The sequence below is a fragment of the Enterococcus sp. DIV0170 genome (assembly GCF_051710765.1).
In the GTDB taxonomy this organism is placed as follows: Bacteria; Bacillota; Bacilli; order Lactobacillales; family Enterococcaceae; genus Enterococcus_A; species Enterococcus_A raffinosus.
Window position 1 is genome coordinate 661,785 of sequence record NZ_JBIOLG010000001.1, and the last position, 13,754, is coordinate 675,538.

The window sequence follows — 13,754 nt, forward strand, 5'->3', positions numbered from 1 at the left end:
CGTTCTAAATTTTAATCAAAAAATGTGTAATAGAGTGATCGAACAGCTAACCGCTCTTGTTCACTGCGGATTGCAAAGATAATACTACGCTCATCGGCTCCCTGAGAAATCATTCGCAGGTTAACATTTTTTCGTGCTAAAGCAGCAGTACTATCAGAAGTAGTACCAGGACGCTCACGCATTCCTTCGCCAACTAGAGCTACAACAGATAGACCATGTTCGATTGATAATTGATCAGGCTTAATTTTTTCTTCAATCTGCTTCATTAATTCGGCCTCAATATCACGAGTTAATTGACGCTCTCTTAAAATGATTGAAATATCATCAATTCCTGAAGGCATGTGTTCAAAGCCGATACCTAGATCCTCAAGAATTTGCAGGATGCGCCGAACGATACCGACTTCACGGTTCAATAAATATTTCCCAATTGTGATGCCGCAAAATCCACCATCACTGGCAACACCGACAACTTCATTACGATTTTCATCATCGAATGATTTTTTGATTAGGGTTCCTTGACAATCCGGATTATTGGTATTTTTGATAATCACAGGTATTTGTGCTTTAAAGGCGGGCATCAACGCCTCATCATGAAAAACAGTAAAGCCTGCGTAGGTCAATTCACGAATCTCACGATAGGTAGCATATTCGATTAATTCTGGATCATGAATATATTTAGGACTCGCAGCAAAAATCCCATCTACATCTGTGAAGTTTTCATATAGGTCCACTTTTAAACCTGCAGCAACAATAGATCCAGTTATGTCTGAACCACCACGTGAAAATGTACAAAGATGCCCATCCTTAGTGTAGCCAAAGAAGCCAGGAATAATTAAAATATTTTCCGAGTCACGCCACTGATAAATTTTTTCATAAGATTCCTCTAAAATCCGCGCGTTTTGTGGCTCATCGGAGACGAGAATTCCCAGTTCTTTTGGATTTATATACCGAGCATTGACACCTTTTTTTTGAAAGCAAGCGGCAACGAGCTGTGCATTTAAATTTTCTCCACTAGCCAAAAAGCTATCTAGAGCATAAATGTTTTTTTCATCGTAATTATCTTGAAGTTGTTTCAGTTCAGTACTGAATTTTTTTTCAATATCTTCATCAACTTGAAATTCTGCAGCAATTTCAGTGTAACGTGCAACAATTTCACAGATTATTTCTTCTGTATCATGTTTGTACACGACAGCATTATAAAATTGAATCAATAAGTCGGTGACCTTTTTGTCTTTATTGGTTCTCTTTCCTGGAGCAGAAACCACGACGAAACGACGGCTTGAGTCGTCAGTAACAATCGTTAAGACTTTTTTTAGTTGTTCAGCTGAAGCTACAGAGCTTCCGCCAAATTTAATAACTTTCACTTTAATCACCTCTTATTTTAATGTGGCTTTAATATTATCTGAAAAGTTATACAATTTCAAGGGGATTTAGCGCTTTAGCGATCAGATTTTTTTATAAAATTACACTTTTCTTAAATTTATTGTAATTGAAGCAGCTTTCAAAAAATGCTAGTATGAGGAGTGACTGTGCGATAAACATTTCGAAAGGATTTCGAAACTAGCTAGTGAAGAGAAAAGTCTTTTGTGTTATAATCTACGTTAGATGTTTTCGCCAAAAACAGAGAAATATGAACCATTAAATAAACTGAATCTTGATAGTTGAAAGGAAAATCATACATGGGAAGTAATGTAATCATAGGGATCGTTATCGGCTTAGTCATTTTGGCTGCCGTTTTATACTTGATTGGTTATCTGATGAAGAAAAAGAATCAAGAACGCTTAAAAGAACTTGATAAAAGGAAAGAAGCGTTATTCGATCTTCCTGTCGTGGAAGAAGTCGATGAAGTGAAGAAAATGCACCTTGTCGGTCAGAGTCAGAATACTTTCCGTGAATGGAACCAGAAATGGACGGATGTTTCAACCAAGTCTTTTGCTGAACTAGAAAGTCAAATTTTTGAAGTTGAAAGTCAAAATGAGACCTTCCGTTTTATGAAGGGCAAATCAGCGATTGAAAGTGCTGAACGAACGATGACAGAGATGGAAGAAGAAGTTGAGGGCATTCGTACTGGGCTAAAGGAACTGCGTGAGACGGAAGAACGGAATTCGTTGGCGGTGCAGCAAGCGTTAGATGTTTTCGAAGAATTAAAAAAGGATCTGAAGGAGAAAAAAGATAACTTTGGACCTGCTTTGCCTGAAATTCAAAAGCAAGTAAAGAATGTTGAGATTGAGTTTACACAGTTTGTTACCTTAAATACATCTGGGGATCCGATTGAGGCACGTGAAGTATTGGATGATGCTGAAAAGCATACCTATGAAGTGCAAGCAACGATGCAAAAGGTTCCAACAATCTATGAAGATTTAGAAAAAACATTCCCAAGTCAAATAGATGAGTTAGAAAAAACATACAAAAAAATGATGACCGATCATTTTGTCTTACCAGAAGATGATTTTGAAGAACGTTTGGAAAAAGTTAAAAAGCATGTAGAACGTTCTTTAGAGGATTTAGAGAAAATCGAATTGAGTACTGTTGAAACTGCTAATAAAGAAACTGCCGAATTGATTGATGATCTTTATGCAGTGTTGGAAAAAGAGTTTGAAGCAAAAAAATATGTTTTGACTAATCGTAAGACAATTGGCGAGTATATCTCACATGCTTCTCGTAATAATCATCAGTTAATGGTTGAGTTGGATCATACTTCTCAAAGTTATGCATTAAATAATAATGAATTAGGTCGTGCTCGCGGATTCCAAACGGAAATTGAAGAATTGGAACGTCGCAATCGTAATATGGAACCACAAATCGATAAACACGAATTGCCATATTCAGAGGTGCAAGTCTTCTATAAAGACGCGTTTAAAGTTTTAGACGATATTGAAACAAAGCAAGTTGAAATTGATGAGGATCTGCATGATTTACGTAAAGGTGAAAAAGAAGCTTCTGAAAAAATTGAGAAATATGAATTCCGCTTACGTAATTTGAAACGTTATGTAGAACAGCAACGCTTACCTGGATTACCAGGAGATTATCTAGAATTCTTTTTTGTTGCAACAGACCGTGTGGAAGAATTGAGTAAATCATTAAACAAGATCCGTATTAACATGCAAGATATCAATAAATTAGTTAGTCTTTGTGATGAAGACATGGAAATGTTAGATCAAAAAACGTATGATTTGGTTGACGCTGCGGCATTGACAGAACAAATGATGCAATATGCAAATCGTTATCGTCATACGCATCCTGAAATTAAGAGTGCAATTGAAAATAGTTTGGAGCTTTTTAATAAAGAATATCGTTATCAAGATGCATTAGATGAGATTGGTACAGCGCTTGAACGAGTGGAGCCAGGAGCCTTCAAACGGATCGAAGATTTCTATTTTAATAATCGAGATTTAGTATAAGCTGAGCGAATGCTCAGCTTTTTTTGTTTCAGCGACTTATATAGGCTTGAGGAAGCTCTAAGAGATTATGAAACTCTTTGTATTTGTAAGGAATACTTGAAGACTTGTATCATTCTCGCTATAATAGGAAAGAATTTTTGAAGGAAGGTTAGACAATGATTTATTTTGATAATAGTGCAACAACAGCAATTTATCCGTTAGCACTTGATACATATGTAAAGACGAGTCAACGCATTATGGGAAATCCCTCGAGTCTTCATGACTTGGGTACACAGGCTAGTCGTCTGTTGCAGCAAGCCCGCAAACAAATTGCAGAGCTTTTAACTGTTCAGTCCAATGAAATATTTTTTACGAGTGGTGGTACTGAGGGTGACAATTGGGTATTAAAAGGTACAGCAATCGCGAAACGCGATTATGGAAATCATATTATTATTTCTAGTGTAGAACATCCAGCGGTTAGTCGAACTGCGGCACAGTTAAGTGAACTTGGATATGAAGTAAGTATCGCTCCTGTTGACGAGAAGGGCTTTGTAATAGTAGACAAGCTTAAAGAATTGATTCGTTCAGAAACAGTTTTAGTTTCAGTTATGGGTGTAAATAACGAGATAGGTGCAATTCAACCCATTGAGGAAATTAGCAAGGTATTAGAGAGTTACCCGAAGATTCACTTTCATGTGGATGCTGTACAGGCTATTGGTAAAGTTGATCAAGCTAAATGGCTAACGTCTAGAGTTGATTTTGCAACTTTCTCTGCGCATAAATTTCACGGACCGCGTGGTGTTGGATTTATTTATTGGAAAACAGGAAAAAAATTAGCACCATTACTAAATGGTGGTGGTCAGGAAAGTGGGCAACGAGCCACAACGGAAAATCTTCCAGCGATTGTTGCAATGAGTCGTGCTTTGCGAATGCACCTTGAGAAAAAAGAAGAAAGACCGAATCATACCGCAGTTATTCGTCAATATTTAAAAGAGGCCTTGTCCGGCTATGACAAGGTAGCAATTTTTTCAGGTGATGATAATTTTGCTCCTCACATCTTGACGTTCGGAATAAAAGGCATTCGTGGTGAGGTTTTGGTACATGCTCTAGAAGAAAAACAAATTTTTGTCTCGACGACCAGTGCTTGTTCCAGCCGAAAAAAAGTTGATAGCTCTACTTTACATGCAATGAATATTCCACACGATATTGCGACAACAGCTGTACGTGTGAGTTTAGATGAAGCTAATACCATGGCAGAAGCAGAACAATTTATGATAGTGTTCAATCATTTATACAACAGATTTTCAAAGATTAACTAAAAAAATGATACTTAAAGAGTAAGTAATAAGGAGAATGATCGTGCAATATACTGAAATTATGGTTCGCTATGGGGAACTTTCGACAAAAGGAAAGAATCGGCGTAGTTTTATTATGCGATTAGCACAAAATGTACGTGGAGCATTAGTAGAGTTTCCAGAGCTAAAAATCCACGCTGATCGTGATCGCATGCATATTTTGTTAAATGGCGAAGACAGCCGACTAGTTTTGCCAAAGTTGGAAAAGGTCTTTGGAATTCAAACATTTTCACCTAGTATCCGGGTTGAAAAAAATTTAGACGATTTAAAGCAAATGACACAAAAAATTATGAAAGAAATTTACACTGGAAAAGAAACGTTTAAAATTACAGCAAAACGCAGCGACCATAACTTCGAGTTAGACAGTCACGGCTTACAGCAATTTTTAGGAAATGCGGTAATGGATGTTTTTCCAGAAATAAAAGCTCAGATGAAGCGCCCAGATATCAATTTGAGGGTAGAAATCCGACGTGATGGAGCTTACCTTTCGTATGAAACGATTAAAGGAGCAGGTGGACTACCAGTAGGTACTAGCGGCCGAGGGATGTTAATGCTTTCTGGTGGAATTGATTCTCCAGTGGCTGGCTACTTGTCAATGAAGCGTGGTGTTGAGATTGAAGCTGTACACTTCGCAAGTCCACCGTATACAAGCGAACAAGCTTTGCAAAAAGCAAAAGATTTAACGGAGAAGCTGACACCTTATGTAGGAGCAATCCAATTTATCGAAGTACCGTTTACTGAAATTCAAGAGGAAATCAAAAAGCATAGTCCGCAAGGATATTGGATGACATTAACGAGACGAATGATGCTGCGTTTGACAGATGCGATTCGTGAAATGCGTCATGGATTAGTTATTGTGAATGGTGAATCTTTGGGACAAGTTGCTTCACAAACATTACACAGCATGGTGGCTATTAATGAAGTCACAGCAACCCCTATTATTCGACCAGTTGTAACGATGGATAAGACTGAAATTATAGAACTAGCCGAAAAAATTGATACCTTTGAATTAGCAATTCAACCTTTTGAAGACTGCTGTACGATTTTTGCGCCGCCACAACCAAAAACACGTCCTAAATTGGATAAAGTTTTAGAACTAGAAGAACGTTTTGACATTGAAGGATTAATGTCTCGCTGTTTAGCAGGTTTAAAGATCGAAGAAATTACTCCTAGTCAATCAGAAAAAGTCGAAGAATTTGCGGACTTTTTATAATATTCTTGAGCAAGAAAAGACACTTTCTTGCTCTTTTTTTGTCAAAAGATTGTTATTGGTTTTTCTACATGTTAAAATTGTTTATGTGAAGTATTTAACAAACGTATCGGGTATAGATAATAGAGTTTCGCAAAGAAGCGAATTCAAAGGTATTTGTAAAATAATCTATTTTTGACAAACAAGGAGAACGACCATGGAGCGCATCATTCAAAAACCACAACTATCGAAAGCAACAACCAAAAGACTGTCTTTGTATTTACGTTGTTTAAAAGGGTTAGAAAAAAACGGCGTTACTCGCATAAAATCTTCTGAGCTAAGTAAAATGACTCAGGTTGGTTCTGCGACGATTCGTCGAGATTTTTCACATTTTGGTGAACTAGGTAGAAGCGGCTACGGCTACGATGTCAGCGATTTAATCAAAGTTTTTAGCGATATGCTTGAAACAAAGGAAGAAAAGCGGATTGCGTTGATTGGCTGTGGAAATTTAGGGCAGGCTCTCTTAAATAATAATTTTCGTCGAAATGAAAACTTGAATATTGTTTGTGCTTTTGACAATGATCCAGAAAAAGTTGGAAAAGAAATCTGTGGATATCGAGTGTATTCAATTGATGAGATGAACGATGTCTTAGCGGAGGAAAAAATTACAGTAGCAATCTCAACTGTGCCAAGTCAAAATGCACAAGGAGCGATTGATCGGGTAGTTGCTAATGGCATCACAGCCATTTTGAATTTTGCACCAGACCCGCTGAAGGTTCCTGATAATGTCCATGTTCATTATATTGACTTGACTTCTGAATTGCAGACATTGATCTATTTTGATGGACAGTAGGGCTTTACAAGTTTCAGACTTCATTGTAGAATGAGTCAGACGATGATCAAGAGGAGTACATGAATATCAAAGATTTAGAGAGAAGATGCTAGGCTGAAACATTTTCACTTTGATTCATGGAAGGTAGCTTGGGAGTTTTGCGATCTGAAACGAGTAAGAACGCACGGCACATGACCGTTAAGACATGAATGAGCGGCAGATTTTTTCTGCAATTTAGGTGGTACCGCGTAATTTACGTCCTAGAACACAATCGTGTTCTAGGACGTTTTTCGTTAATAAAGCAGTAAAGAATAATTTTAGCATGTACTGTATATAAGTTAACGATAACATTTTTTGAATCATTAATTTAGGAGGATCATATATGACTGAAAATTTACCAACAAAATTCAATCCGCAAGAAGTTGAAGCTGGTCGGTATCAAAAATGGTTGGATCAAGATTTATTTAAACCATCGGAAGATAAGCAAGCAAAACCGTACTCTATTGTAATCCCACCACCAAATGTAACGGGAAAGTTGCATTTAGGCCACGCTTGGGATACAACTTTGCAAGACATGATTATTCGCCAAAAACGTATGCAAGGGTTTGATACTTTGTGGTTACCGGGAATGGATCACGCAGGTATAGCTACCCAAGCAAAAGTTGAAGAGAAATTAAGAGAACAAGGAATTTCTCGCTATGATCTCGGACGTGAAAAATTCGTTGATCAAGTGTGGGAATGGAAAGAGGAGTATGCTGGACATATTCGCGAACAATGGGCGAAGTTAGGCTTATCACTAGATTATAGTCGTGAGCGATTTACACTTGATGATGGTTTGTCGGAAGCAGTTCGCAAAGTATTTGTTTCTTTATACGAGAAAGAATTAATCTATCGTGGCGAATATATCATCAACTGGGATCCGCAAGCTAAAACGGCGTTATCCGATATTGAGGTAATTCATAAAGATTTAGAGGGCGCTTTTTACCATGTCTCTTATCCATTAGTTGACGGCAGCGGTGTATTAGAAATTGCAACGACACGTCCTGAAACAATGCTAGGAGATACAGCGATTGCCGTTCACCCTGAGGACGAACGCTACCAAGATTTAATCGGAAAAATGGTGATTCTGCCATTAGTTGATAAAGAAATTCCAATCATTGCAGACAGCTATGTAGATCGCGAGTTTGGTACAGGAGCTGTTAAAATCACACCGGCTCATGACCCAAATGACTTTGAAGTTGGAAATCGTCATGATCTGCCACGAGTGAATGTAATGAATGCAGATGGTAGTATGAATGAACTTGCTGGGAAATATGCTGGAATGGACCGATTCGAAGCTCGTAAAGCCATCGTTGCTGATCTTAAAGAAATTGGTCGTTTGATCAAAGTTGAAAAGATGGTTCACAGCGTAGGGCATTCGGAAAGAACCGGCGTTGTAGTAGAACCTCGTTTGTCTACTCAATGGTTTGTCAAGATGGGGCCATTAGCGGATCAAGCAGTCAAAAATCAAAGTACAGACAATGCAGTCGAATTCTTCCCACCACGTTTTAATAATACGTTTATGACTTGGATGGAAAATGTTCATGACTGGGTTATTTCTCGTCAATTATGGTGGGGACATCGTATTCCAGCATGGTATCACAAAGAAACGGGTGAAATGTATGTTGGAATGGAAGCACCTGCGGATAGTGAAAATTGGGAACAAGATCCAGATGTATTAGATACTTGGTTTAGTTCAGCATTATGGCCGTTTTCTACAATGGGCTGGCCAGATGAAGATAGTGAAGATTATAAACGCTATTTCCCAACAAGTACATTAGTTACTGGCTATGATATTATTTTCTTCTGGGTTAGTCGGATGATTTTCCAAAGCTTAGAGTTTACCGATGAGCGTCCATTTAAAAATGTTCTCATTCATGGATTGATCCGAGATGAGCAAGGGCGCAAGATGAGTAAATCATTGGGGAATGGAATTGACCCAATGGATGTCATTGAAAAATATGGAGCAGATGCTTTACGTTGGTTCCTTTCAACAGGTTCGGCACCAGGACAAGATGTTCGGTTCAGTTATGAAAAAATGGATGCCGCTTGGAATTTCATCAATAAAATTTGGAATGCTTCTCGTTTTGTAATTATGAATGTTGAAGACTTTACTGCAGAGAATGTTGATTTAACTGGAGAAAAAACAGTTGCAGATCGTTGGATTCTAACGCGTCTGAATGAAACGATTGAAAAAGTAACGAGCTTATTTGATCAATTTGAATTTGGTGAAGCGGGACGTCAGCTCTATAATTTTATGTGGGATGATTTTTGTGACTGGTATATCGAAATGAGTAAAGAAATACTTTATGGAGAAAATGAAGATGCAAAACAAACGACGAAGAGCATCTTAGTTTACGTGTTAGATCAAACCTTACGATTGTTACATCCAATTATGCCGTTTGTGACAGAAGAGATATGGGCGAAGATTCCTCATGTAGGTGAATCACTAGTCGTTGCCGAGTATCCAGTTGTTCATCCAGAGAATAACGATGAAACTGCCGCAAAAGGTATGGAAGTTTTAAAAGAGTTGATTCGTTCTGTTCGAAATATTCGTGCTGAAGTGAATACTCCTCTTTCAAAACCGATTACTTTATTAATTAAAACGAACGATCCGAAAGTAGATAAATTCTTGATTGAAAATACCAGCTATATCGAACGCTTCTGTAACCCAGAAGAATTAGTTATTGCGAGCGATATTATTGCTCCAGACTTAGCAATGTCAGCCGTGCTAACAGGTGCAGAGATTTATCTTCCTTTAGCTGGTTTGATAAATATCGACGAAGAAATCAAACGATTAGAAAAAGAATTAGCAAAATGGACTGGCGAGGTAAAACGTGTCCAAGGGAAATTAGCAAACGAACGATTTGTTTCCAATGCCCCTGAAAATGTTGTAGCAGAGGAACGTGCGAAGGAAAAAGACTATTTGGAAAAGCAAGCAGCAGTGCAAGAGCGTATCGAAAGTTTACGAACAATTTCGTAAAATAGTATCACGGATTAGTGGAGATGGTCAGAAGATGACCGTCTCCATTTTTCTATTTGCTAGTAAAAGTAAAGGTAAAAAATTCTTTTAAGTGAATTCACCTATGCAAAAACAATCTTTCTTTGAAAAACTTTGCTATACTGAAAGCATGAAAAAAATGATATAAAATGAGGCGAATAAATTTGACGATAGAAGAAGCGATTGCTTGGATTCATAGTCGAAAAAAATTTGGGTCACGCCCAGGTTTAGATCGTATCCAAGCCTTATTAAATAGAGTAGACAATCCTGAGAAAAAAGTACCAGTGATTCATGTAGCGGGAACAAACGGAAAAGGATCAACAGTGGCTTATTTACGCAGTATCCTGATTGAATCTGGTGTAACAGTAGGAAGCTTTACTTCACCTTACATTGAAGAATTTAATGAACGAATTGCTATTGACGCAAAACCAATTCTTGACTCAGCTTTGATCCATTATGTCCAAAAATATCAATCAATCGTTGCGGAGCTTGATAAGGAACCCTCGATTAGTGGTATTACAGAATTTGAGATTTTAACAGCCATTATGTTGGATTATTTTGCAGACGAGAAGATCGATGTTGCCATTGTCGAAGTTGGTTTAGGTGGGTTACTTGATTCGACTAACGTAGTAGAGCCGATTTTAACAGCAATTACTACGATCGGTTACGATCATATGGAAATTCTAGGCGATACATTAAATGAAATTGCACAACAGAAGGCAGGAATCATTAAAAAAAATGTACCAATAGTAACTGGGAAAATTACAAAAGGTCCGTTGATCGAGATTGTGGAAAAAGCTGCAGCTGAAACTGCAAAAGTTTATCGTTTTGGAGAAGAGTATCAGGTGGATTATTTACGTCCGGATACCATTTGGGGAGAACTATTTAATTTTACAGATCATGCAGGAAAACTTTCTTCTCTCAAGGTGCCATTATTAGGACGACATCAAGTTGAAAATGCAGGCGTTGCAATTGAACTGTTCCATCTCTATTGCGAACAACAAGGATTACCGTTTGAAGAAAGAATTATTCAACGAGGATTATCGAAAGCACAATGGCCTGCGAGAATGGAAAAAATCAGTGATGAGCCACTAATTGTTATGGATGGTGCCCATAATGGACATGCCATCAAACGTCTAGTTGAAAACGTAAAAAGAGAATTTCGTGACTACAATATAAAAATTCTTTTTTCGGCATTAGAGACGAAAGACATCGATCAAATGCTAGCACTGCTATCAGAGATTCCAAATGTTCAAATTTATTTAACAACGTTTGAATATCCAAACGCATTAGATCTTAGTCGCTTTGATAAAGCAGATAGCCGTTTTGAAGTAGTTTCTTTATGGCAATTCGGGTTAGGAGAATTACTGGAAGATATGGGATCGGATGATTTATTATTAATTACGGGCTCACTGTACTTTGTTTCCGAAGTACGTCAATTATTACTAAATTTAGGAGGTACGAATGAAAAAAGTTAAGGGAATTATTTTCGATATGGATGGTTTGTTGTTTGATACAGAATCGATTTATTGTGAGGCAAATTTAGTGGTCGCTGAAAAATATGGCATTCCTTTCACTAAAGAGACCTATGCACGCTTCATTGGCATTTCTGATGAAGAAGTATGGGCGGAGTTGCACAAAATGTATGCGGATCATGGAGAAGCGACTGTACAAAAGTTTATCGATGAGAGTTGGGGAATGGCACATGACCGTTTCAAAACAGGCGAGGTTGATCTGAAACCGGGTGTCCATGAATTACTGACCTATTTGGAAAAAAAAGGAATTCCACGAGTAGTAGCTTCAAGTAATGTACGCCCAGTGATTGAAATTCTATTAGAACATGCAGGTATTCGAGAGAAATTTTCTGATATCATTTCGGCAGAGGATGTGAAATGGGCAAAACCAGATCCAGAGATTTTTGTGATTGCAGCTGATCGATTAGGAATTGATGGTGCAGACGGATTAGTCTTAGAGGATTCAAAAAATGGTATCTTAGCAGCAGAAGGAGCCGGTATCCCAGTCGTTATGGTACCTGATATAGTACCGCCAACGGATAAACTGAAAGAGAAAACGGCAGCAGTTTTTCCAACGCTGCATGATGTGATTGATTTTTTAGAGGATTAATTAATGCTCCTTTGCGTACTTTAGTGAAAAGTACTCAAAGGAGTTTTTTATGGAAAAGAGTTTATTGTTACAAGAACTTCCAGAAAGTTCTTGGCCACGTGAGCGTTTGTTGCGAGAGGGTGAAAAGCATTTATCTGATCAAGAATTATTGGCGATTATCTTGCGTAATGGATCGCGTCAGCAAAATGTAATGGAGCTGGCAGGAAGTATTTTACGTGAATATCCAGCACTTTATGATTTAAAACATGCGTCACTGCAAGAACTCCAACAATTTAAAGGGATTGGTGAAACACGTGCAGTTGAATTAAAAGCAGTGATGGAGTTTGGCTACCGTATTAATCGAGCTTTACAACCTAAAATGGGGCGAGTCCAATCTAGTCTATCTCTGGGACAACTTCTGATCTCTGAGCTGAAGGACTGTCAACAGGAACATCTAGTCGCTTTTTTCTTGAATACCAAAAATGAGATTATTTTACAGAAAACGATTTTTATTGGTTCCTTAAATCAAAGCATCGCTCATCCAAGAGAAATCTTTCGAGAGGCCGTTCGAATCAGTGCGGCACGAGTCGCTTTGGGACACAACCATCCATCTGGAAATCCAACACCTTCGCAGAATGATTTGGATTTTACGGAACGTGTTAGAGAGTGTGGTGCAATGATGGGAATTGAGCTACTTGACCATATTATTGTTGGAGAAACCAAATATTTCAGTTTACGTGAAGAAAATTACTTAAAGTAGCGATTGAAAACCCTTGCGCCTAAGCTAAAACCAGTGGTAAACTATTATTGTAATTTTGTTTGAGTTGCGAGTTGGTATACAGATGTTTCCCTTTTCGTAGGCCAGCAATGTTACAATCAATAAGTGCTTAGGCACGAGGAGGATTTTATTCATGGAAAACGGAACAGTAAAATGGTTTAACGCAGAAAAAGGTTTTGGCTTCATCACTCGTGAAGATGGCAGCGATGTATTCGTACATTTCTCAGCTATCCAAGGCGACGGTTTCAAAACATTAGAAGAAGGACAAGCAGTAACTTTCGATGTTGAAGAAAGCGATCGCGGACCTCAAGCAGCAAACGTAGTTAAACAATAAAATTATAAGCCTTAGAGACGATTCTCTAAGGCTTTTTTTATACTCTTTTTTGTCTGAGTTATCGAGCATATTTGATAATTAAAGGGACCTACTTAATGCGAATTCTCTAAGGAGTATTGAAAAAATTGATCTTCTTCTAAATCTTCAGTATGATTCGCATCATTGGTTGCTAATGCTGCTTTTCCGATACAATACTGCCAAAAAAATTCAAAAAAGAGAGAATCGCTCCTATTGGGTTGAAGAGAGGAAAAAGTCTCTTTTGTTACTTGTTTAACCATTTGAATCGTGTCAGAATCTTGTAGAAAAAAACGATGGAACTCATCTGGATAATCTGTAGCATAGTTCATGATGGCTGTCGACAAAGCTTTTAGCGTTTTTGGTTCTTGATCTTCTATAAAATCTTTATATTTTACAATAATACGATTCGTCAAAACGGATTTCAACTCAGCCAAATTGGTAAACTCACGATAGATAGGTTGTGTCGAGCAAGCAATATGTTTTGCGATATTCCGAGCATGGAACTTTTTGAAGCCTTCATTGATAATCAATTGATACGCTCCATCAATGATATGACTCCGTTGCACGCGTTGTGTTCTAACCATAGTTTCTCTTCCTTTATCTTAAATTCAAGAAATTTTAAAATAACTGCTGATAGTTATTAGCTTTTTCTAACTAACTTTCATTGTGCAAATAATCTAGTTGTTTGTCAATTGATTTTTTTGTAATTTCAGGAAAATAATCAA

At 37.7% G+C, this 13,754-nt stretch carries 11 protein-coding genes and 1 other annotated feature; of the genes, 9 read left to right on the forward strand and 2 right to left on the reverse strand.

The features are described 5' to 3' along the window. Positions 1-11 precede the first annotated feature (11 nt). The gene (locus tag IGI50_RS03185) at positions 12-1,364 is read right to left on the reverse strand and encodes an aspartate kinase (protein WP_218256735.1); all 1,353 of its coding nucleotides are present in this window, start codon (positions 1,362-1,364) and stop codon (positions 12-14) included. A gap of 315 nt (positions 1,365-1,679) precedes the next feature. Here IGI50_RS03185 and IGI50_RS03190 point away from each other — a divergent pair, with 315 nt between their 5' ends. The 9 genes from IGI50_RS03190 to IGI50_RS03230 all read left to right on the forward strand — a co-directional run bounded on the left by IGI50_RS03190 (position 1,680) and on the right by IGI50_RS03230 (position 13,011). Further along, a complete protein-coding gene (locus IGI50_RS03190) occupies positions 1,680-3,401 on the forward strand; it encodes a septation ring formation regulator EzrA (protein WP_010746776.1) in 1,722 nt (573 codons plus the stop codon). A 155-nt stretch (positions 3,402-3,556) separates the two neighbouring features. Beyond that, positions 3,557-4,699: a cysteine desulfurase family protein gene (locus IGI50_RS03195; RefSeq protein ID WP_438776150.1), complete on the forward strand. Its 1,143-nt coding sequence runs from the start codon at positions 3,557-3,559 to the stop codon at positions 4,697-4,699. A gap of 40 nt (positions 4,700-4,739) precedes the next feature. Then, positions 4,740-5,948 carry a tRNA uracil 4-sulfurtransferase ThiI gene (thiI, locus tag IGI50_RS03200; protein ID WP_438776151.1) on the forward strand — a complete coding sequence of 403 codons (1,209 nt, stop codon included), beginning with the start codon at positions 4,740-4,742 and terminating at the stop codon, positions 5,946-5,948. Positions 5,949-6,141: 193 nt separating this feature from the next. After that, a complete protein-coding gene (locus tag IGI50_RS03205; RefSeq protein WP_010746773.1) occupies positions 6,142-6,777 on the forward strand; it encodes a redox-sensing transcriptional repressor Rex in 636 nt (211 codons plus the stop codon). Positions 6,778-6,810: 33 nt separating this feature from the next. Continuing rightward, positions 6,811-7,022, forward strand: a binding site (T-box leader). Between the two features lie 116 nt (positions 7,023-7,138). Next, on the forward strand, positions 7,139-9,778 hold the full coding sequence (locus tag IGI50_RS03210; protein WP_438776152.1) for a valine--tRNA ligase: 2,640 nt from the start codon (positions 7,139-7,141) through the stop codon (positions 9,776-9,778). Between the two features lie 167 nt (positions 9,779-9,945). Continuing rightward, positions 9,946-11,274: a bifunctional folylpolyglutamate synthase/dihydrofolate synthase gene (locus tag IGI50_RS03215; protein WP_438776153.1), complete on the forward strand. Its 1,329-nt coding sequence runs from the start codon at positions 9,946-9,948 to the stop codon at positions 11,272-11,274. Beyond that, a complete protein-coding gene (locus tag IGI50_RS03220) occupies positions 11,261-11,920 on the forward strand; it encodes an HAD family hydrolase (RefSeq protein ID WP_010746770.1) in 660 nt (219 codons plus the stop codon). The genes IGI50_RS03215 and IGI50_RS03220 overlap by 14 nt, the downstream gene beginning before the upstream one ends. Positions 11,921-11,969: 49 nt before the next feature. Beyond that, a complete protein-coding gene (radC, locus tag IGI50_RS03225; RefSeq protein WP_010746769.1) occupies positions 11,970-12,659 on the forward strand; it encodes a RadC family protein in 690 nt (229 codons plus the stop codon). 151 nt (positions 12,660-12,810) lie between these two features. After that, the gene (locus IGI50_RS03230; RefSeq protein WP_010746768.1) at positions 12,811-13,011 is read left to right on the forward strand and encodes a cold-shock protein; all 201 of its coding nucleotides are present in this window, start codon (positions 12,811-12,813) and stop codon (positions 13,009-13,011) included. Between the two features lie 92 nt (positions 13,012-13,103). Here the strand turns inward: IGI50_RS03230 and IGI50_RS03235 are convergent, their stop codons facing one another. Beyond that, positions 13,104-13,613: a TetR/AcrR family transcriptional regulator gene (locus tag IGI50_RS03235; RefSeq protein ID WP_218256742.1), complete on the reverse strand. Its 510-nt coding sequence runs from the start codon at positions 13,611-13,613 to the stop codon at positions 13,104-13,106. Between the last annotated feature and the right edge of the window lie 141 nt (positions 13,614-13,754).

Coding starts and splice junctions, on each gene's coding strand:
- IGI50_RS03190 (WP_010746776.1), top strand. CDS start 1,680: ATGGGAAGTAATGTAATCATAGGGATCGTTATCGGCTTAGTCATTTTG.
- IGI50_RS03195 (WP_438776150.1), top strand. CDS start 3,557: ATGATTTATTTTGATAATAGTGCAACAACAGCAATTTATCCGTTAGCA.
- IGI50_RS03205 (WP_010746773.1), top strand. CDS start 6,142: ATGGAGCGCATCATTCAAAAACCACAACTATCGAAAGCAACAACCAAA.
- IGI50_RS03210 (WP_438776152.1), top strand. CDS start 7,139: ATGACTGAAAATTTACCAACAAAATTCAATCCGCAAGAAGTTGAAGCT.
- IGI50_RS03215 (WP_438776153.1), top strand. CDS start 9,946: ATGAGGCGAATAAATTTGACGATAGAAGAAGCGATTGCTTGGATTCAT.
- IGI50_RS03220 (WP_010746770.1), top strand. CDS start 11,261: ATGAAAAAAGTTAAGGGAATTATTTTCGATATGGATGGTTTGTTGTTT.
- radC (WP_010746769.1), top strand. CDS start 11,970: ATGGAAAAGAGTTTATTGTTACAAGAACTTCCAGAAAGTTCTTGGCCA.
- IGI50_RS03230 (WP_010746768.1), top strand. CDS start 12,811: ATGGAAAACGGAACAGTAAAATGGTTTAACGCAGAAAAAGGTTTTGGC.
- IGI50_RS03235 (WP_218256742.1), bottom strand. CDS start 13,613: ATGGTTAGAACACAACGCGTGCAACGGAGTCATATCATTGATGGAGCG.